Source organism: Micromonospora sp. NPDC048898 (assembly GCF_043198035.1).
In the GTDB taxonomy this organism is placed as follows: domain Bacteria; phylum Actinomycetota; class Actinomycetes; order Mycobacteriales; family Micromonosporaceae; genus Micromonospora.
This window is the reverse complement of the sequence record NZ_JBICUF010000020.1, coordinates 30,861-51,338: the sequence shown is the minus strand read 5'-3', so window position 1 is coordinate 51,338 and position 20,478 is coordinate 30,861. Positions and strand designations below refer to the sequence as shown.

Annotated in this window: 12 protein-coding genes; 3 read left to right on the top strand and 9 right to left on the bottom strand. The window is 71.2% G+C overall.

Annotation, left to right across the window (positions count from 1 at the left end):
* From ACGFIQ_RS32385 to wecB, 3 genes are all read right to left on the bottom strand, one after another.
* On the bottom strand, window positions 1-912 hold the full coding sequence (locus ACGFIQ_RS32385) for an NAD(+)/NADH kinase (protein WP_393249574.1): 912 nt from the start codon (window positions 910-912) through the stop codon (window positions 1-3).
* A 100-nt stretch (window positions 913-1,012) separates the two neighbouring features.
* Entirely contained in the window at window positions 1,013-4,117 is a 3,105-nt protein-coding gene (locus ACGFIQ_RS32380) for a M14 family zinc carboxypeptidase (protein ID WP_393249496.1), read from the bottom strand.
* 129 nt (window positions 4,118-4,246) lie between these two features.
* The gene (gene wecB / locus ACGFIQ_RS32375) at window positions 4,247-5,329 is read right to left on the bottom strand and encodes a non-hydrolyzing UDP-N-acetylglucosamine 2-epimerase (protein ID WP_393249494.1); all 1,083 of its coding nucleotides are present in this window, start codon (window positions 5,327-5,329) and stop codon (window positions 4,247-4,249) included.
* 177 nt (window positions 5,330-5,506) lie between these two features.
* On the opposite strand from wecB, the gene ACGFIQ_RS32370 reads away from it, so the two are divergent.
* Window positions 5,507-7,672 carry a bi-domain-containing oxidoreductase gene (locus ACGFIQ_RS32370; RefSeq protein WP_393249492.1) on the top strand — a complete coding sequence of 722 codons (2,166 nt, stop codon included), beginning with the start codon at window positions 5,507-5,509 and terminating at the stop codon, window positions 7,670-7,672.
* A gap of 66 nt (window positions 7,673-7,738) precedes the next feature.
* Here ACGFIQ_RS32370 and ACGFIQ_RS32365 read toward each other — a convergent pair whose 3' ends face one another.
* Window positions 7,739-8,920 carry a glycosyltransferase family 4 protein gene (locus ACGFIQ_RS32365; RefSeq protein ID WP_393249490.1) on the bottom strand — a complete coding sequence of 394 codons (1,182 nt, stop codon included), beginning with the start codon at window positions 8,918-8,920 and terminating at the stop codon, window positions 7,739-7,741.
* The gene (locus ACGFIQ_RS32360) at window positions 8,917-10,917 is read right to left on the bottom strand and encodes a heparinase II/III family protein (RefSeq protein ID WP_393249488.1); all 2,001 of its coding nucleotides are present in this window, start codon (window positions 10,915-10,917) and stop codon (window positions 8,917-8,919) included. Before ACGFIQ_RS32360 ends, ACGFIQ_RS32365 begins: the two co-directional genes overlap by 4 nt.
* 322 nt (window positions 10,918-11,239) lie before the next feature.
* On the opposite strand from ACGFIQ_RS32360, the gene ACGFIQ_RS32355 reads away from it, so the two are divergent.
* Window positions 11,240-12,574: an O-antigen ligase family protein gene (locus ACGFIQ_RS32355; protein ID WP_393249486.1), complete on the top strand. Its 1,335-nt coding sequence runs from the start codon at window positions 11,240-11,242 to the stop codon at window positions 12,572-12,574.
* Between the two features lie 235 nt (window positions 12,575-12,809).
* Window positions 12,810-14,258, top strand: a complete 1,449-nt coding sequence (locus tag ACGFIQ_RS32350; protein WP_393249484.1) for a hypothetical protein — start codon at window positions 12,810-12,812, stop codon at window positions 14,256-14,258.
* Between the two features lie 30 nt (window positions 14,259-14,288).
* Here the strand turns inward: ACGFIQ_RS32350 and ACGFIQ_RS32345 are convergent, their stop codons facing one another.
* The 4 genes from ACGFIQ_RS32345 to ACGFIQ_RS32330 all read right to left on the bottom strand — a co-directional run bounded on the left by ACGFIQ_RS32345 (window position 14,289) and on the right by ACGFIQ_RS32330 (window position 20,474).
* Window positions 14,289-15,482 (bottom strand): glycosyltransferase, encoded by a 1,194-nt coding sequence (locus tag ACGFIQ_RS32345; protein ID WP_393249482.1) that lies wholly within the window; start codon window positions 15,480-15,482, stop codon window positions 14,289-14,291.
* 184 nt (window positions 15,483-15,666) lie between these two features.
* Window positions 15,667-17,010, bottom strand: coding sequence for a glycosyl transferase family 1 (locus ACGFIQ_RS32340; protein WP_393249480.1), 1,344 nt, complete (start codon window positions 17,008-17,010; stop codon window positions 15,667-15,669).
* 17 nt (window positions 17,011-17,027) lie between these two features.
* Entirely contained in the window at window positions 17,028-18,449 is a 1,422-nt protein-coding gene (locus ACGFIQ_RS32335; RefSeq protein WP_393249478.1) for a lipopolysaccharide biosynthesis protein, read from the bottom strand.
* 150 nt (window positions 18,450-18,599) lie between these two features.
* Window positions 18,600-20,474: a polysaccharide biosynthesis protein gene (locus ACGFIQ_RS32330; protein ID WP_393249476.1), complete on the bottom strand. Its 1,875-nt coding sequence runs from the start codon at window positions 20,472-20,474 to the stop codon at window positions 18,600-18,602.
* Window positions 20,475-20,478 lie beyond the last annotated feature (4 nt).

Here is a 20,478-nt window from a genome sequence, read left to right as displayed (position 1 = left end):
TCAGCAGGGTGGGGGGATTTCTTGTTGGGCTCTTCGTCGGAGTTCCTCGGGGAGTAGCTCGCGGAGTTGCTCCGGCAGGAACGGCAGGTCGAGCAGCGTCATCTTCAACTGGTTGCGTTCCTGGTAGCGCAGCGGGTCGAAGCGGACCACCAGGCCGGCGTTGCGGCGGTACGTGATGTCCACGGCCCCCTCCGTGGCCGCGTCGCGGAACACCAGCCCGTCCATCTCCACCACGACCGGCGACGAGTCGGGCCGGAGCTCCAACCGGATCTTCTCGTCCGGCGAGAGCACCACCGACCGGGAGATGCCGGCCATCGGCGCCGACGGTGTGATCACCACCGAGTCCGCGGCGGGAGAGATCAGTGGGCCGCCGGCCGCGTAGCTGTACGCCGTCGAGCCGATCGGGGTGCAGACCACCACAGCGTCGCTGCGGTAGTAGCCGTACTGCTGGCCGTCGATGCCGAGGGTGACGCTGACGAAGCCGGAGCCGGGCTGGCGGACCAACGCGATGTCGTTGAACGCCACGACGTCGTCACCGCACACGTCGCACGCCAGGCAGGCGTGCGACTCGACGGTGAAGTCCTTCGACAGCAGCCGACTCAGCGCGTCGGGCAGCTCCGGCGGCTCGATCTCGACGAGAAAACCCAGATGACCCAGGTGTACGCCGAGCACCGGCTTCGGGTCGCGGATGGCGGAACGCAGCGCGCCCAGCATGGTGCCGTCGCCGCCGATGCTGATCAGCGCGTTGGCGCGGATGGCGACCTCGTCGGCAGGCACCGGTTCGACGCAGGACGGTACCCGGTGCTGGTCCTCCTCGCGCACCATCAGCGTCTTGCGATGGCGAGTGGCCCAGCGTTCGATGATCCCGACCACCTCGGTGACATCCCGGGTGGGGTGCAGCACAAGTCCCAGCCCCGACACTCGTACAGCTCACCACATTCGCGATGGCCGTACCCGGCGTACACCGAAGGTGCGCCGACGGCCCGGGGGCCGCCGGCGCACCTCGCCGCCGTCAGGGGCGGGGTCGACCGGTGAGGTGCCCCAGCGAGCGGGCGACCAGGTCGTCGCGGGCTGCCGGGGGCAGACCCTCCAACCCGAAGCCCAGGTAGACCGTGTCGCCGGTGACCACCACCGAGCCCTCCTCGAACGCCCGCTGGCTACGTGACCAGTCGGTGGCGTTGCCACCGGACCCGGCCGGTGGTCCGGCCACCGTCCAGCCGCCCAGGTCGGCCGACTCGAACGAGGTCTCCGTTACGGTCGCCCCGCCGACGAGCACCCGGGCGTCGTCCAGGAAGACGCCGAGACCCTGCGTGGACCAGTCCGAGGCGTACGTGATCGACACCTCGACCTGCTTGCCGGCGTAACCGGACAGGTCCGCCACCCACTCCTTCCAGCCGCCGGAGGCACCGGACGCCGCGTTCCAGCTGCCGGTGGTCCCGGTGGGCGAGCAGTCCGCAGCCTGGTAGTGGTCGAGGAACGGGTGCAGCTCGTCCCAGTTGCCGAGGCAGCTCTCCCCGGTGGCCGTGCTGGTCTTGCCGTTGGCGTCCGGCAGGGTCGTCCAGTCGTCGCTGCCCACCTCGTGGGCCTCGACGAAGAGGAAGTCCCAGTCCTGCTCGATGTCGTACGAGGTGAAGAAGCGCAACTCGGCACTGCTCGCCCCGGTCAGGTCCACCGTGCGGGTGAGCCGCTTGTACGACTCGTCGCTCTGCCCGCTGTGCAGGTACCACTCACCGGTACGCGGGTCGAACGGCGCCGCGCCCGGCCGGGTCCAGCCCACCGGCGCGGAGCTGGCGAACTGGGGGAACTCGTCCGGCGGCAGGAAACCCGACGTGGTGAGGAACGACGCGCCGTGCTCCTGGTTCTGCGCCGACCCGGGCCCGTTGAGCTGCCCGCTGAAGCCGGTGAACGCCCCGTCGATGCCGGCGACCGGGTACGGTCCCCCCTCCGGGGCGGTGCCGCCGTCGCTGACGTAGGTGTACGCGCCCAGCCAGTACTGCTGGAAGTCGTTCAACAACGGCAGGCAGTCGTCGGATTCGGCGTCGGTGCACTCGGGCGGCGCGTCCGGGTGATAGACGTACGAGCCGTTGGCGCCCTGGGCGTACAGCGCGTACTGGCCGCTGATCAGCAGTTTGCCGCCCTCGTTGAGGTAGTCGCGGACGGCCAGCTCGGTGTCCAGCGCCGCCTTGGCCGTGGTGCCGGGCACCTGGCCGGGAGCCCGCAGGATGACGTCGTCACCGGTCTCCCACACCACCGCCTTGTAGTGCGACAGCACGCCCAGCGGGTGTGGCGCCTTGCGTCCCATCGTGTCGAAGTCGTACACGTCGCTGCTGCGCCCGGCGGCGCTCAGCGACGCCGCGACCTCGTCGGCGTACTTCGCGGTGGTGCCGGTCTGCGTCGGGCTGAGGCCGGTGACGTCCTCCATCGCGAGGACCAGCACGTCCCCGCCGATGTCGCCGTGCACCTGGTAGGTGAAGTGCGCACTGGCGACCACTCCGGCTCGGGGTTTGCTCCCGGTGAACCAGACCTCCACCCGGTCACCCGGTTTGGCGCCGGTGACCGTGCCGCGCAGCTCGGCGTAGTAGTCGTCGTGCGTGTCGCCGTACCGCTCGCCGCCGCGCCACTCGCGGACCGCGACAGTCTTCGGCCGCCCGCCGTTGACCGTGTAGTGCATCCGGACGTTCTTCAGCGCCCGCCGGGTGATCGAGGCGACCTGCTGGGTACGCCCGTACGAGGTGTCGAACGTGTCCACCACGAAGTCCGGGGTGCTCCGGCCGACCACCGACACCGGGTCGTCCGGGTCCGCCGCGGACCGGGCCACGGCCAACGCGAACGGCAGGTTCTTCTGCACCTCACCGGCGATGAGGGCCTCGTCGTCGGGGAAGATGAAGCCACTGACGCAGTCTTCCGGGCGCCACTGGTCGTCCGGGTCGACCGCCGACGCGGCCTCGCAGGTGGACATCTCCGGGGTGAAGCCCAACGTGCCGTACTTGACGGTGGCGTGGCTGTCGGTGTCACCGTTCGTGGTGTACAGCTCGGCGGAGATGTCCGGGTCGTAGCCGGGCACCGCCGGGTGTGCGTCGTCACCGGCCATCGCCTCGTAGATCACGTCGTCCGGGGTGGGCGTGCTCACCTGCCAGCCGACGCCGTAGAGCAGCAACTCGGCCGCCGAGTGGTAGTTGACGAAGAACTCGAACCCGACCCGCTTGAACAGCCGGTCCAGGGCCTTGGTCTCCGGTTCGGAGTTGGGGCTCGGGCCCCGGTAGGTGTCGCTGTTCGGGTCCGGCGACGAGCCCTCGTTGTCGTACCCCCACTTGTAGCTGAAGTTGCGGTTGAGGTCGACACCGTCGGCCGAGGTGACCTGCCCGTCGCCGTTGTTGTCCCGCAGGTTCTTGCGCCACAGCCGGTTGCCGGGGGTGAAGGTGTGGTCGTAGCCGTCCGGGTTGGCGACCGGCAGGAACCACAGCTCGGTGGTGTCCAACAGGCGGGTGATCTCCCGGTCGGTGCCGTAGCTGTCCAGCACGTGGTGCATCAGCCGGCGGGTCATCTCCGGCGTGATCCACTCGCGGGCGTGCTGCGCACCGGCGTAGAGCACCGCCGGGCGCTTGCCGTCCGCGACGGTCCGCGCGTTCTTGGTGACCTTGAGGGCGAGGATCGGCTGGCCCTGCTGGCTGCGGCCGAGCGTCTCCACCTTGGTCAGCTTGGGGAACCGGGCGGCTGTGGCGTTCAGCTCGTCCCGGAGGCCACCGGGCTCCCCGTAGGGGCGGAACGCCGTCCAGCCGGCCGCGGCCTGCTCCCGCAGTGCCTGCGACGCGTCCTTGCCGCGAACCCTCTTCACCGACAGGGGGACGCCCTTGTCGGTCAGCCGTTTGGCCTGCCGGCGGCTGAGCACGGTCTCGACAGCCGTGCGGCCGGCCGAGTCGGTCTTCGCGTCGTGGCCGAGGTCGACCCCCGCCGCGCGCAGTTGATCCCGCTGTTTCGCGTCGACGGTGCCGACGTACACCTCCAGGCCGTCCCGGGCGTCCGGATCGGACGACGGCCGCGCGCTGGCGGGTGCGGTCAGTGCCAGTGCGCCGAGCAGGGTGACCACGCTGGCGATCGCCAGTCGTCTCGGTCTCATCGCGCCTCCTTGGGTGAAGGACCTGTAGGCGCGAGCCTTCGGTGTGGCGTAAACGATGTCAATAGTTCGATGGGCGCGAGGTGGCTGACCGTGTTGGTGCGGGTGCCGCCAGTGATCGAGTGGTGCTGGCTACCGGAGCGTCGTCGAGATGACGTCCGCGATGCGCGCACCCGCCGCGCCGTCCCACATCGGCGGCGTGGGCCAGCTGGCGAGTCGTTGCGCCGCCACCGTGCTCGCCACGGTCTCGGCGAGCGTCGACCGGGTGACGAGGCGGTTGGTGCCGTGCGTGATCGTGATCGGGCGCTCGGTGTTGGGTCGCAGCGTCAGGCAGGGCACGCCGAGCATCGTCGTCTCCTCCTGCACCCCGCCGGAGTCGGTGACGACGACTGCCGCCCCGCGGACCAGACTGACGAACTCGAGGTAGCCCAGCGGGTCGACGACGCGTAGCGCGCGATGCGAGAGCAGGCCCGCGTTCTCGAGGTGCCGCCGGCCGCGCGGATGCAGCGGCAGGATGACCGGGAGTTGGTCGGCGACCGCGTGCATCGCCTTCACCAGGCCGACCGCGTCTGCCGCGTCGTCGACGTTGCCCGGTCGGTGCAGCGTCGCCACCACGTAGCGGTCGGGGAGCGAGAGCGCCGCACGGATGCCGGCGACGTCGAAGCGGTCGAGATTGGCCAGCAGGGTGTCGATCATCGGGTTGCCGACCAGATGGATCTTCTCGGTGGCGACGCCCTCGGTCTCCAGGTGCGACACGGCGTCGGGGCTGGTGGCGAACAGCAGGTCGGACACGTGGTCGACGACGATGCGGTTGATCTCTTCGGGCATGGACCTGTCGAAGCTGCGCAGGCCGGCCTCCACGTGCGCGACCGGGATGCCCAGCTTCGACGCGACGAGGGCCGCGGCGAGTGCGGAGTTGACGTCGCCGTAGACGACGGTGAGCGCCGGGCGGTCGGCGATCATCAGCTCTTCCAGGCCGGTCATGACGCGCGCGGTCTGGCTCGCGTGGCTCCCCGAACCCACCCCGAGGTTGACGTCCGGTTCGGGGAGGCCCAGTTGCCGGAAGAAGACCTCGGACATCCGCTCGTCGTAGTGCTGTCCGGTGTGGACGAGGCGCTGCGGCACGCCGTGCCGCTCAAGGGCACGGATCACCGGCGCCGCCTTGGGGAAGTTGGGGCGGGCACCCGCGACGTGCAGAACGGCGTCGGCTGGCATGGATCTCCTCGTGATTTCGGGGCGAATCAGCGACGGCGCGCCAATAGTACAAGTTATCCAGTTTAAGGCATCTAATCGGCATAGGATGCCGAATGACGGATGCGTTGCGGTGTGCGTTGCCGGACCGGTGACCTGCCGTAAACGATGTTCTTACTCCCCGAAGGCAGGCAGACCCGCGTGAAGCAGATCGTCCAATCGGTGTCCGGCGGAGAGTTGCGCGTCGTCGAGGTTCCCCAGCCAGAGCCCGGCCCCACCGAGGTGCTCGTCGCCACGCGCAGGTCCCTGCTCTCCGCGGGCACCGAGCGCGCCGTGCGCGAGCTGGCCTCGGCGAGCCTGCTGCGTAAGGCCCGGGCCCGGCCGGATCTGGTCCGCCAGGTCGTCAACCGGGCACGCACCGGGGGAGTCCGCTCGACGCTCGCCGCGGTGCGCAGCCGGCTCGACGAGGACATGCCGCTCGGCTACAGCGCCGCGGGTGTCGTCGTCACCGCCGGCACCGCCACCGACGGCATCCGACCCGGGATGCGGGTGGCCACCGCCTCGGTGGGGCACGCCGAGTACCAGTCGGTGCCGGGTCTGCTCGCGGTGCCCGTCCCGGAGTCGGTGTCCGACGAGGCTGCCGCCTTCGGCGCGGTGGCGGCGATCGCCATGCAGGGCCTGCGGCAGGCCGAGGTGGGCCTCGGTGGTGCGGTCGCGGTCGTCGGTCTCGGCCTGGTCGGGCAACTGACGGTACGACTGGCGCTCGCCTCGGGGCTGCGCGTCATCGGCATCGACCTGCGCGACTGGACCGCCCAGTTGGCCGGCGAGTGCGGTGCGGTCGGCCTGGTCGAGGCGGGTGCGACGACCACCGACCAGATCATGGAACTGACCCGTGGCCGAGGTGTCGACGCGGTCCTGATCACGGCGGCGACGCCCTCGTCGGAGCCGGTCGCGCGCAGCACCGAGATCGCCCGTGACCGGGCCCGACTGGTCGTGGTCGGTGACGTCGGCCTGGACCTCGACCGTCGACGCTTCTACGAGCGCGAGCTGGATCTCCGGTTCGCGCGCAGCTACGGACCCGGCCGGCACGACCGGTCCTACGAGGAGTGGGGCATCGACTACCCGATCGGCCACGTGCGCTGGACGGCACGGCGCAACATCGAGGCCTATCTCGACCTGGTGGCCGGTGGCCGGGTGGCGGTCGACGACCTGGTGACGCACGTCTTCGAGGTGGAGCGCGCGACGGCGGCCTACGACGTGCTGGCCTCGGACCCGCGTTCGCTCGCGGTGCAGCTCAGCTACTCGGCTCCCGCGCAGCCGTCCCGGCAGACGATCACGATCCGCCCGCGCCGGACCTCGACGTCGCCGCGGGCCGGCCTGATCGGGGCCGGCAACTACGCCAAGGCGACGTTCCTGCCCGCGCTCAAGGCGGCGGGTTGGGGAGACGACCTCGTCGCCATCACGTCGGCCCGGGGCCTGTCCGCGCGGCACGCGGCCGAGCGCAACGGCATCGCCGTCGTGGCACCGACAGTCGAGGATCTGCTGGTCCGCGACGACGTCGACGTGGTGTTCGTCCTCAGCCGCCACGACTCGCACGCCCGCCTGGTGGTGCAGGCGCTCGACGCCGGCAAACACGTCTTCGTGGAGAAGCCGCTCGCGCTGACCCAGGACGAACTCGACGAGGTCAGAGCCGCCTACGACCGCAACTCCGGGCACCTGTTCGTCGGGTTCAACCGCCGGCACGCGCCGATGGTGGTGCACGCGAAGAGGGCCCTGGCCGCCGGGTCCGGGCCGATCACCGTCGCCTACCGGATCAACGCCGGGCAGTTGCCCGCCGCGCACTGGTACCACGACCGACGCCAGGGCGGTCGCATCCGGGGCGAGGTGTGCCACTTCATGGACCTGGCGTCGTGGCTGGTGGGCGAGCAGCCGCGGGTCGTGCACGCGTACGGCAGCGGTCGCGGCGAACCGGGTCTGGAGGAGGACGTGAGTGTCCTGCTCGGATACCCGGACGGGTCCACGGCGACGATCACGTACTCCACCCGGGGGCACCGGCGGACGCCGAAGGAGCGCCTGGAGGTCCTCGGTCGCGGGCACACCGTGGTGCTCGACGACTTCCGGCGGCTGGAGATCGACGGCCGGGAGGCGAAGCGGGTGTCCGGCGGCAAGGGGCACCAGGACCTGCTCGTCCACACCCGCGCGGTGCTCGCCGGGAACGCGCCCGCCGAACGGGACCTCGACGCGTCGTTCGGCACGACGAGGGCCGCGCTGTCCGCGGTCGCCGCCCTGACGGGCATCCAGGAGCACCCGTCGCGGCTGCCCACCCAGGTCGACACGGAGAGCGTGCGGGCCGGCTCCACCTCGTGACCGGCCGGGACACCGGGCGCTGCCGCGTGCCGGCGTCCGCGCGCCACGCCCGCCGGCGCACCTGGGTCAGTGCGGGGAGTCGCCGTCGACGAGCGGCGCGAGTAGTCGCCCGAGGGCGTGGGACATCGCGGTACGCGACTGGTTCGCCCGGATCCAGCTCCGCCCCGCCGCGCCCATCTTGGTCAGCTCGTCCGGGCTCGCCTGCGTGATCTGGGCGAGGCCGTGGGCGAGGTGGCCCGGCGGCGTCACGTAACCGGCGTCGGCACCCAGCACGAGATCGCCGACGGTCCCCGGGCTGTTGGTGACGATCGGCAGCCCGGCGGCCATGTAGTCGAACACCTTGTTGGGGCTCACCCCGGCACGGAACAACTCGACGTCGGCGAGCACGTGCACACCGACGTCCGCGGCGTGCAGGAGGTCGGGGATCTCCGACTTCGGCACCGGGTCGAGGAAACGGACGTTGGGACTGCCGAGGGCCAACGCCTGAAGGCGCGACTTCTCCACTCCGGCACCCACCAGCACGACGTCGATCTCGGGCACCGCTTCGGCGGCGGCCAGCAGCAGGTCGAGCCCGTTGGCCGGGCCGTGTGCTCCCGCGTAGACGGCGGTCCGGCGGGTGAACCCGTACCGTCGCCGCAGCTCGGCGCGGTCGCCGCTGGGTACGAAGTCCTCCGGGTCCGCCGCGTTCGGGATGAAGGCGATCTTCTCCGGCGCCACGCCGGTGCCCTCGATCGCCGCCCGTACGCCGGGCGCCATGATCACCACGCGGTCGGCGCGCTGGTACAGGAACCGTTCGAGGCGCGCCAACGCCCGGTAGGCCACCGACGTCTCCGACAGCGTGCCCATCTCGACGAGCACCCGCGGCCACAGGTCCCGGACCTCCAGGACGAACGGCGTACGCCGCAGTGTCGCCACGACGCAGCCGGAGAGGCCGGCCAGGAGGTGCGGCGAGGAGGCGTAGACCACGTCGGGTCGGGGTTGCCGCAGGCCGGCGACCGTGGCCGTCACCGCGTAGCTGGCCCAGTTGACCACCCGGCCCAGACCGTTGCCCCGGTACGGCGTCACGGCGACCAGGTGGAACCCCGGCTGTGGCCGTTGCGGCCGGCCGGTGATCATGTTGCGGCGGCCCGCGATGATCACGTGCGTCCAGCCGGGCAGCCGACTGAACAACTCGATGTGCCGGGTGCCGCCGGGATGGCCCGGGGGCACGGCGAAGTGGTTGAGGACGAGGACCCTGCGTGTCGTCATCGCGGTGCTCGCACGTGGTGGGTTTCCCCTGATCCGAGTTGGGTGACGGTGAGCAGGGCGCCCGCGTCGTCCCAGGTCGCCTGGAACCGGAGACCGTCGAGGGCGGTCGGGTCCGGCGGTCCGGGTATCGCGCCCAGCCCCCACACGGTGGTGTCGGCGCGGCTCTCGGCCGTGATCCACGTCGCCGGCTCCCAGCGTCCGTACGTCCGGCTGTGCCAGCCCGCGAAGGGCGCCGACCGTCCGCGCACCGCCTCGTGTCCGGCCAGTCCGACGAGGTCCAGCTTCGTCTCGCCGGCGGTGAGCGTGTCGTCGTCCACGACGACGTCGGGGTGCAGCGGAACGGTGAGCGACCAGGACCGGGCGGTCGCCGACGGGTCGGCGAACTCGACGATCGCCACGTACTGCTCGGCCACCACCACCGCGCGGCCGACGCGCACCGGGTGCTCGCCGCGCGCGTACGCGTCGTGCCACCCGAAGACGATCGTGCGATCCGGCAGGACGAGCGGTGCCCCGAGGTGGCCACGGCCGGAGTTCAGCCAGCGGAACGCCCGGTGCGGGACGAGCTGGTCCCGTCCGTCCGGGCGACGCACCGGGTGGGCGGCCGAGGTGCGCAACCCGTTGCGTACCTCCAGCGGGCCGTTGTAGGTGCCGGTGCCCGGGTCGGCGATCAGCCACCGGTCGCCGTGCTTGATCCAGACCGAGGTCAGGTCGGCGTGGCCGTGCGAGGGACCACCGTCCACCTTGAACCACACGCGCCACGGCCCCCGCTCGACAAGCGCGATGCCGCCCGAGGTCGTCGCGGTCGACCGGGTACGCATCCGCGCGACGAACTCCTCCGACGTGGCCTCGGGGCCGGGCGCGGGCGCGTACCACGCCAGTTCGTCGAAGTCGGCGTACCACCGCGCCGGCAGCCGTTCGCCGCACAGCGCGAGCCCGAGCGCGGTGGAGCCGGCCACGTCGAGCGGGTCGCCGGAGGACGCGAGCACCCGCCCCTCGTCCCAGTCGCCGTACTGCGGGACGTCGCCGTCGAACACGCCGAGCCGGGCCAGGTGCAGGCTGGCGGCGTGCAGGTCACGGTGGACGCGGGACGGCGCGCCGCCGAGCAGCACCCGCACGACGAGCATCTCGAGGACGAAACGGTGGTACGACACCGAGTCCTCGATCATGCGACCGTCGGGCCCGAAGTGTCGGCGTTGCTGGGCCGCGAACATCCGCTCGCCGGTACGCGCCCACCAGCGCGCGCGCCGGGCGGTGGGAAACATCCGGGCGAGCAGCAGCAGCCCGAGCGCGTCGCCGAGCAGGTGGTTGTTGCGCATGCTGCTCAACGTGTAGGGCAGCTCGACCATCAGGTGCCGGGCGCTGGACAGCAGCAGTCGCTCCATGCCGGTCACGACGTCGCGGGGTAGTCGGTCGCCGACCAACGCGAGGATCTGGTTCCAGGCGATCGCGCGCAGCGCGAGTTCCAGGCTGGAGTACCAGTTGACGCCCCGCTCCGGCGGGGACTGCGCACACCAGGCCCGCAGTAGCTCGTCGAGGCCGTCCTGCCACGGGCCGGCCGGGTCGAGGCGGGCTGCGCGGGCCAGGACGACCAGGTCCCGGTGGCGTGCCGCCTCCCAGGTGTGCTTCACGTCCGACAGTCGAGCCTCGGAACGGATGTCGATGCGCCACCACGGGTCGCCCGCCGGCCACTGCCGCCCGGTCAGCGGGTCGGTGCCCCACGGTGCGGACACGCCCGTCGGCACGCGGGCGCCGAAGACCCGGAGCCCGTCGTTCAGCACGTGGCCGGCGTCGTCCAGGCACCGCCGTCGCGCCCCGTCGCCGATCGGCAGCACGCTCGTCAGCGGCACCAACGCGGCCGGATGGTGTCGGTGCGCCCGCCCGTGGAACAGGACGGCGTGGAATCCGCTGCGCTTGGATGCCTCGTACGCCGCGCGCAGTGGCGCCGAGAGGCCCAGAGCACGCGTGTCCACGGCGATCGCGCGGAGATCGGGTTTCACCTTCACCTTCCCCTTGGGTGTTGGCACGGAGATTCCGTCGTTTCGTCCCGAGCGGGACGACGCCTATAGCAAGCTGCAATTGCTATCAAATCGGGCATTTGGCACGTTCTTGAGGTTGTTTTCAGATCAGGTGACGGACGCGTGCCGGTCGGGACGGGTCGTCGGTCTGTCGGGTGTCCAACGTCGCCGGTGCCGCTTCAGTGACGACGCCACCGGTGCCGCTTCACGGACGAGGTACCGGTGCCGCCGCGCGAGCGACGTGGTCGGCACCGCCGCGGGAGCGACGTGGTGGGTGCCGGTGCAGGGACGAGGAGGAGTGGTCGTGACATCGCGAACCCGGGTGCGGCTCGGATCCCGTACGCCGGTGCCGGCTCGGGCCGGTGTCGGATTCGCCCCCACCGGTGGGGCCACTGTCGCCCCGGCCGGGACGAGTCGGGGTGGCTGGCGGACGAGGGCGACGACCCTCGCCGTCGGGCTGCTGTGTGTCGCGGCCTTCCAGGCGTCGTCGGCGAACGCCTGGCTGATCGTCCTGCAGGCGTCCGTCGCGGCGATCCTGCTCAGCTGCCGTCTTCCCCGTCCCCGACTGCCCGACGTGCTGGCGGTCGCGGTCGCCGGCTGGGCGCAGCTGACCGTCCTCTGGTCCAGTGACGCCGCGCAGACGCACGGTGTGGCCCTCGCGTACACCTCGGCCTGTCTGCTCTTCGTCGCGGTCCGCCACGTCGCCACGACGCCGAGGCACCTGCTTGCCGTCGGTGGCGCGTACATCGTCGGGTGCGCGCTGGCCGTGTGGCGTCTGGTCATCGAGGCGCGTGGGGTCGGCGGGCAGGCCAGCGCGATGGACATGGCGGTGCGCTTCGGCATCGAGGGCACCAACATCAACTTCACGGCCTACTCCAGCGTCACCGCGTTCGTGCTGGCGCTGGGCCTGTTGAAGATCCGCGGTCAACGGCGGCTCGTCACCATCGGACTGACCGCCGCGTTGCCGGTGCTGGCGTCCGGGGTCTTCCTGAACCGGACCAAGGGCGCCCTGGTCGCCCTGCTGCTCGTGGTGGTGTACGCGCTGCTCAGCGAACTCGGCCCCCGCACGATGTGGGTGACGGCGGCCGCGGTGGTGCCGACGCTGCTGCTGACGGTGCCGCTCGGCCTGGGGCAGAGCGCCCTGGTGTGGGCCGACGACCTCATCGGCTCGGAGGCGACAGGCGACGTGCTGAGTCGGATCGAGTTGTGGCGGTACGCGTCCGCCTACTGGTGGGACGTCCTGTGGGTGGGCGGCGGCGCGGGAACCTTCGAACTCTGGAACCCGTTGGGCATCCGCCCGCACAACGCCGTCCTCGCCGTCGCCGTGGACCTGGGCCTGGTCGGGCTGTTGGGCGTCGCCGCCCTGTTCGGGGTGGTGCTCGCCCGACGGGCGGCCCGGTGCCCGGTCGGACTCCGGGTCGCCGGGCTCTTCCTGGTGGGCGGGTTCCCGCTCTGGCTGACCGGAGTGTGGGAGTTCGAGCGGGGGTCGTGGCTGGCGCTCGCCCTGCTGTCGATGCTGCCGGTCCAGGCCGTCGGCCGTCGGCTGGTGGCTGACCCGGGCCGGCTGGCGGCCCCTCCGCCGGGACCGGGCGGTGCCCGCGCCGGCGCGCCCCTTCTCGGCGGAGCCGTTCCCACGTGATCGGGGCCATCACCGGTGTGACTACCCGGTCGTTGGCTCGTTCAGTGACTACTGACAGCCAGCCGATCGACCCGCACCGTCGCGGAGCGCCGGAACATGCCGGGGCGCGACAGTCGTCCCGCGGCGGTCGACGGGCGCTCAACAGTGTGGAGGGTCGGCGAGTGCAATCTCGGAACCGGGTCCGGGTCGACTCGCGACCGCCCAGGGCCGGCCGTCCGGCACGGAGTGGTCTCCGGTGACCGCCGTCGACCGGATCAGTCACGGCCGGCACCGCTCGCCGGTCGGTGACCTCCAGATGCCGCCCGCGGCGCCGCGACCCGGGCACCGCGTACACCCGCCGGTCGCGGCACCGGCAGGTCGAACGACGACCTGGCTGCCGCTGGCGCTGGCGCTGGCGTGGATGCTCGGCACGTTCGGGGCGTTCTGGTTGACGAGGCTGGCCCGCGATGTCGGAAACCCCGACCAGCTCAGCGTCTTCGTGCTCGTGGCGACAGCCCTGTTCGCCGGTGGGTACGTGGCGCAGATGTCCCGCCGTCCGCCCGCGGTGGCGGCCGCCACCCACTCCGTCGCCCGCATCCGGCTGGTACGCCAACTGGTCCTGGCCAGCGCCGTCTACTACGTCGTGGTGAACCTGACGCGGCTGACCCAGTTCGGTGCCACCGGCCCCGGCAGTGTGTGGGCCAACATCCAGGCGCCCGCCACCGGCTACGTGAACAAGTTCGACGTCTACCAGCAGGGGTTCGGCAGCACGAGCCCGTGGATGACGCTGCTGTTCCCGCTCGGCGTCCTCAGCGTGACCCTCGTGCCGCTGTTGGTGGTGCACTGGCGCAGTCTCTCCGGCTGGCTGCGACTCGCCGGCGTGGTCGCCACGGCGACGCACATCGCGTTCTACCTCTTCATCGGCACGATGAAGGGGCTCGGCGACGTCGTCATCATGCTCGCGGCGGGGATGTTGGTCGCGTGGGCGTCGGTCCGGCACCGGCCGCGGGTCCACTCCCGGCGACGCCGGGCGCTCCTGCTGGTCGTCGGGGCGTTCGTGCTCCTGGCCACCTACATGATCCACAATCACGCGACGCGGGCGGCCGAGTTCGGCACCACGGGCGACGTGGTGCACGTGAATCCGTCCGTGGAACGTGTCGTGGGTAAGCCGATGGCCGAGGGCATCGCCGCCATCATCGGCTATCCGACGCACGGCTACCTCGGGTTGTCCCACAACCTCCAGGTGCCCTTCGAGTGGTCCCGTGGTCTCGGCAGCGCGCCGTCCGCGGCGATCTTCGCCGAGCAGACCCTCGACGTGGACCTGACCGAGCACCCGACCTACCCCGACCGGACGGAGCACGAGAAGGGGTGGCCGGCGCGCATGTACTGGGCCACCATCTATCCCTGGCTCGCCTCGGACCTGACCTTCCCCGGCGCGGCGTTGTTCATGGGCCTGGTCGGGTGGCTCTTCGCCGGCTCGTGGCGCGCGGCGGTGTCCTCCCGACGGGTGGTCCCGACGTTGATCTTCGCGCAGCTCTGCATTCTCATCATCTACGTGCCGGCGAACAACCAGCTCGGGATGGCACCGGAATCGATAGTCGGGATGGCCACGCTACTGGCGCTGCACGTCATGCAGTCGCTCTTCAGCGAACGCCGGCAACCCGCGGCGGGCCCGACCCCCGTCGTGCGGGCCGCCGGCGGATAGGCCGACCGGCCCGACCGCACCGGCGTGCCGTCAGCCCCACTGCCGGAAGAACCTGCCGAGAGGCTCCGCGTACGCCCGGTAGTCGAACGATTCGAGCGCCTGGCTGCGTGCGGCCTGGCGCATGACGCTGCGCTGCGCGAAACTCAGCCGCGTCGCCGCGCGGAACGCCTCGGTGACCTCGGCCACCGTGTGGTCCCGGCAGACCAGGCCCTCCAGGTTGGGGCGCAGGTATCTGCCCATGTCGCTGGTGAGGTTGGCGATCACCGGTGTGCCGCTGGCGAGACTCTCGCAGAACTTCGTCGAGAAGCCCGCCTCCGCCGCCCGCTCCGGCCTGCGGACCAGGACTGTGAAATCCGCGCCCTGCAGGGCGTTGGACACCTCGACCTGTGGCAGGCGACCCAGGCACCGCACACCGTCGGGCAACGGCCGAGCGTCGAAGAGCCCGCGCACCTCGTCCAGCGTCGGGCCGTAGACGCGCAACTCGACGCTCGCGCCGTCGCGCTGGACGTTGCCCACCGCCTCGATGACGGTACCCAGGAGATCCTTGCGGTTTCCGTGCGGATTTCCCGCGTAGGCGAGCGTGAGCAGCGGTGCGTCGCCCGCGCTCTGCCGGGCGTCCAGCGTCAGGCTCTTGACGTCGAGAGTGGGTGGCACCCGCAGGAGGGGTTTGCCACTGCGGCGGTAGTGGGCCTCCAGGTGGGAGCTGATCGCGATGATGCCGTCGCACCGTGGGTAGTAGTGGCGCAGGGCCAGCTTCATGCTGGCATGCAGTGGGCCGAGGTAACCACCCCGCACGTGGCGTCCGTTGAACCAGTCGACGACGTCGACGATCAGCGGCACCCGGTGCCGACGACACCAGCGTTGCAGGTGGAACATGTACTGGGCCTGACCGCCGTGCACCAGGACGTGCGAGGGCCTGGTCGGCTGGGCGTCGAGCCAGCGGACCGTCCGCTGACCCCAGCGTACGAGCGTCTGGACGGAGCTGCCGATCGGCCCGGCCTCCGGCGACGGCCGCTCCGCCAGGCCGAGGTGGGAGATCGAACCCGGCCCGTCGACGCCCGGCAACGGCGTGACGGTGCGGGGGTCCGGTCCGCCGCTGGCGACCACCACGTCGTAGCCGGCGGCGGCCAACGACGCCACCAGGCCGTAGACCCGCCGGGACCCCGCCTCCCCCCACGGGAAGAGGAACGGACCCACACAGGCGACCCATCCGGTACGTCTCATCGCGGTACTCCACTCGCTTCAAAGGCCTGTTTCATAAGGGCGGTCGTGCCGAGGCGGAGTCCGGGCGGCGATCCGGCAAGGCGCGGTTTCGTCCGGATACCGGTGTTGTATCCGGACGAAACCGCAACGCCGCCGGTCGTCGTCCGGGCCCGCCGCAGGCCGGCCAGTTCTTATGAAACAGGCCTTAGGTCAGTTGCCGGCGGGCGGCGGTGGCGGACCCGGTGCGGGCCGCCGAGCCGAGCGTGGCGGCGAACCGCGCGGCCACGCTCTCCTTGGCGTGCTCCTGCCGGGCGAAGGCAGTGCCGTTGCGGGCCAGCCGCTCCCGCAGGGCCGCGTCCCGGCAGAGGTCGGTCAGACCGCGGACCAGCGCCCCGGTGTCGTTGGTACCGACGATCACGCCCGCGTCGGCCTCCTGGATGTGGTGCATCGACGCCACCTCGGCGGGCCCGTAGCCGAGGATCGGACGGCCCGAGGCGAGATACTGGGGGATCTTCGTCGAGACCGAGTAGCGGGTGTAGCGGCGGATCTCCTCGTCGAAGGACTCGATGTGGACGAGGACGTCGGCGCCGCGCAGGGCGGCGGGCACCTCGTCGCTGGCCAGCGACGGCCCGAGCCGCACCCGCGGCAGGGCGGCGAAGTGCCTCGCGTACCGGCTGAGGTCCGTCTCCGGTGCGTGGATGGTCAGCCGGACGGGCAGACCGGCCTCGGCCAGGCCGTCCAGTGCGGCGCCGATGTCGCGCAGCGACTCCCAGCGGTTGAGGTGCAGAGCGCCGACGTAGACCAGCTCCGTCGTCCCCTGCTGCCGCGCCGCGTCGCGGGGTGGGGCGAAGAAGGTCTCGTCGACGCAGTTCGCGAACGCGCTGAACGGAATGCGGTAACGCCGGGTGTACTCCTCGGCCATCGGCTGACTGATGACCATGCCGAGCGGGGCCAGGCGGAGAAGTCTCGCGATCGTCTCCTGGACGGACCGGTCGGCCCGACCGAAGAGCTCGCCGTTGTCGTACAGGGTTGCCGGCCAGTCGTCGGTGAAGTGCGGCACCACCGGAACGTCGCAGGTGCGCGCGGCGAGCGCGGTGATCCTGGTCAGCCGCACGCTGCCGAGCATCGAGTAGACGACGTCGGGCTGGAAGTCGCGCATCCACTCGATGAGCGCCGGGGGAACCCGGATGGGGCTGAGGTCAGCGCTCGCGCGCAGTTGTGCGTAGATCTTGGCCATGGTGGGTCGGGTCTCCGCCGCGGCGTGTACGGCGGCGATCGGTCGGCTCTGTTGCAGCGGCGTACGCCCGTTCCAGCCCGACATCCGCATGGCGTAGTACTGGATGGGCAGGTAGTGGTCTCGCGGCGGAAAGTGGAAGAAGTGTTCGCACACGTCCGTCGACGGGGTGATGTTGCCGGTGTGTACCTGCGCGAGACGGTCCCTGGGCCAGCCGGAGAAGAGGTTCGACAGGGTCAGGGCGGTCCCGCTGACCCGGCTGAAGGGCGTGTGGCTCACCACCAGCACCCGCGGAAATTCCTCGTCGAACACCATCTGCGTAATCCCCTCTCTCAGGTGGTCCGTATTCGCAGTGCCCGCCGGTAGCCGTAGAGGGCCGCCGGGACGACCGTCACGGTGTAGATGACGACGGCGACGAACGGTGTCGCGGCCACCCCCCACCAGTGCAGACCGAGCAGTTTTCCGACAATGGACAGTGGTAGGTAAAGGAGGTAGCCGCACAGTTGTGGGCGGACTATTCCGGCCGCGTTCTGCACCATGAACCGCGGCGAGATCGCGGCCAGCACGACCCACCAGCAGGCGAGGCCCAGCAGGAGTGACCTGTTGCCTATCGAGATCGGCAACCAGGCCGCGAAGAACTGCTCGCCGTACGCCACCAGGAAGATCGACGGCAGCACGGCGATGAGCGTCGACACCATCGTCATCCGCCGCACGGTTCGGCGTATCCAGGCCAGGTCACCGCGTGCCAGGGCCTCACCGTGCAGTGGCCACAGTGGCTGGTTGACGAGCGTCACCAGTGCGCCGAGCTGGTTGAACAGTCTGGCCGGCACCGCGTACGCGGTGACGCTGGCGAGACCCAGCACGTGCGCGATGAGCAACGGGTCGGCGTTGTCCGCCAGCACCATTATCAGCGTGACCAGGAAGAAGAGGCCGCCCAGGCCGAACAGCTCCCGGACCCCCCGACCGTCGACGAATCTCAGGCGGGGCGCCAGGTGCGGCAGCCGCCAGCCGAAGGTCCACACGGTGTTGACGATGTTCACGAGTAACGGGGCGACGGCGATGCTGGCGATGACCGCTATCGGCGGCAGCTTCGCGTACACCGCGCCGAGTGCGAGGGGTAGCGAGAGCGCGCTCGACGTGGCCTGCCAGACATTGCTGGCCGCCACCTGCTGATACGCGTACTGGACGCGGGCGACGAGCGACAGCGGAATATTGAGCAGGAACGCGGTCAGGCACACCAGGGCGACGAGGTGGGCGTCCCGCGCCGCCGTGCCTGTCGCGTTGAAGAGCAACGGCCACGGGACGAACCCACCGACCAGCCACAGCAGGCCACACGTCGGGAGCGCCACCCCGCAGACCGCGGCGTAGGCGCTGGAGACGTACCGCCGGGCGGTGTCCGAGTCGCCGTCCACCCGGCACGGCGCGAGTCTGGTCATCAGCCCGAGGCCGACGCCCAGGTCCGCGAAGGCGACCATCCCGGTGACGGCGAGCACCGCCGCCCAGAGCCCGTACAGGTCGGTGCCCAGATACGACAGGGTCACGGGAAGCAGGACGAGTGGGACGAGAGCGCTGACCGCCCGGCTCAGCGCCGCGGTGGCGATCCAGGACAGCAGCCGGCGACCGCGACGCGGGGCCGGGGGAGCGGGGTCGACCGGCGCGGGTGGTTCCATCGTCTGGACGGCCCGCCGCGGCCGGGGCGATGCGGCGGCGTGCAGCGGCTCGTACCGCTGAGACCTGCCGTGCCGGGTCCGCATCTGTCGGTCCTATCGATCGGCGGCGAACGCCGGAGGGACGCGCCTGGCGACGCGGTCGCCGCGACGCGGCCTCGCGTGGGGGTTCCTCACGGTCATAACTGTCGGTGCGGGGGTTTGGGTGTGGTCGTCGGTCACCGCCCGCCGCGCCGGTCACCGCGACTGCAGGGGTACGCCCACCGGACCGCCCACCGTCGGGTCGATCGGCTGGGCGCAGAGCAGCGCCAGGTGCTCGATGAGCTTCGCCGCGTCGTCGTACGGGTCGAGCCCGCTCACCTCGATCGGGTCGAGCGTCGGCACGGCCACGTGGGACACCAGCGGGTGGAACGGCCGGGTGTCCACCTCGCCGGTGCCGAACAGGTCCTCGTGCAGCTTCTCTCCGGGACGAAGGCCGGTGTAGACGATCGGCACCCTGCTGGACGCCTGCTCGGCCATCTGCCGGGCCAGGTCGGCGATGCGGACCGGCTCGCCCATGTCCAGCACCAACGCCTCCCCGTCGCGGCCGATCTCGGCGGCCTGGAGCACCAGGTGGACGGCCTCCTGGATGGTCATCAGGTAACGGGTGACGTCCGGGTGGGTGACGGTCAGCGGTCTGCTGTCCTCGATCTGCCGCTGGAACGCCGTCACCACCGAGCCGCGGCTGCTGAGCACGTTGCCGAACCGGACGCTGAGGAAGGTCCCCGGGAACCGGGAAGCGGCGTGCGCGGTCAGGCGCTCGGTGATCCGCTTGGAGTACCCGAGCACGCTTGTCGGGTTGGCCGCCTTGTCGGTGGAGATGTTGACGAACCTGGCCACGTCCCGGCAGGCGTCCAGCACGGACAGTGTGCCCCAGACGTTCGTCTTGACCGCCTCGCCGGGGTGGCGCTGCAGCAGGGTCAGGTGCTTGAGTGCCGCCGCGTGCAAGATGATCTCGGGGCGGCGTTCCCGGATGATCCGTCGAAGGCCCTCGTCGTCGCGCAGGTCGGCGAGGATCAGCTCGGGGCCGTCCAGCAGGGCCCGCCCGGCGAGCGACATCTGCAGGCCGTGCAGGGCCGACTCGTCCCGGTCCAGCATCATCAGCTCGCCCGGGTCGGCCTTCATCACCTGACGGCAGAGTTCCGAGCCGATCGACCCGCCGGCACCGGTGACCAGGATCCGTCGTCCGGTCAGGCTGTTCGTGCTCAGCGGCAGGTCACCGACCACCTGGCGGCGGCCGAGCAGATCGCCGATCTGCACGTCCCGCACGTCGGTGACGGTGATCCGGTGGTCGACCAGGTCCCGCACGGGCGGCAGCACCTTGAACATCGCACCGGTGGCGAGCGTGGCCTCGCGGATCTGGCGGATCAGCGCCGCGTCGGCGTTGGCCACCGAGAAGATGATCGCCTTCGCGCCGGTACGCCGCACCGCGGTCTCGACGTCCTGCCGCCCGCCGAGCACCCGCACCTCCCGGATGCGCAGGTCGCGCTTGTCCGGATCGTCGTCGAGGGCACCCACCGGCAGGTACCGGCCGCGCGGGTCGCCGAGCATGGCCCGCAGCAGCTCCTGACCGGCGTTGCCCATCCCGAACAGCAGGACCGGTGTGGAGGACCGGACGTCGGGACGCATGGAGAGGTCCCGGCGGTGCCGGTACGCGAACCGGGCACCGAGCATCAGCAGCAGGGCGAGGGCGCCGCCTACCAGCGGGGTGCTCGCCGGCACCGGTCGGTCACCGGAGGACAGCAGGCCGAGCAGCACGATGGCCGCCGTCAGGATGGTGGTGCCGGCGACGCCCTGGACCTCCTGGAGGCTGCCCAGCGGGTGCCGTCCGGAGTAGAGCCGGCGGACCGCCGCCACCGCCACGTGCACGACCGCCGCGAGCACACCGATCGCCGCGGCCCGACCCAGTTGGCCTGCCGGGAGATCGAACTCGAACCGGGTCCACACGGCCGCGCCGAAGCCGCTGACCCAGGCGGTGGTGTCGGTGGCGAGGAAGCCCGCGGTACGGCGGCGGGCCCTGGCCCGCCGAGTCGTTCGGCCCGCGCGCTCCGTGTGCTCAGTCTCCTGCGGCATGTGC

Coding starts and splice junctions, on each gene's coding strand:
- ACGFIQ_RS32380 (WP_393249496.1), bottom strand. CDS start 4,117: ATGAGACCGAGACGACTGGCGATCGCCAGCGTGGTCACCCTGCTCGGC.
- wecB (WP_393249494.1), bottom strand. CDS start 5,329: ATGCCAGCCGACGCCGTTCTGCACGTCGCGGGTGCCCGCCCCAACTTC.
- ACGFIQ_RS32365 (WP_393249490.1), bottom strand. CDS start 8,920: ATGACGACACGCAGGGTCCTCGTCCTCAACCACTTCGCCGTGCCCCCG.
- ACGFIQ_RS32345 (WP_393249482.1), bottom strand. CDS start 15,482: ATGAGACGTACCGGATGGGTCGCCTGTGTGGGTCCGTTCCTCTTCCCG.
- ACGFIQ_RS32340 (WP_393249480.1), bottom strand. CDS start 17,010: ATGGTGTTCGACGAGGAATTTCCGCGGGTGCTGGTGGTGAGCCACACG.
- ACGFIQ_RS32335 (WP_393249478.1), bottom strand. CDS start 18,449: ATGCGGACCCGGCACGGCAGGTCTCAGCGGTACGAGCCGCTGCACGCC.
- ACGFIQ_RS32330 (WP_393249476.1), bottom strand. CDS start 20,474: ATGCCGCAGGAGACTGAGCACACGGAGCGCGCGGGCCGAACGACTCGG.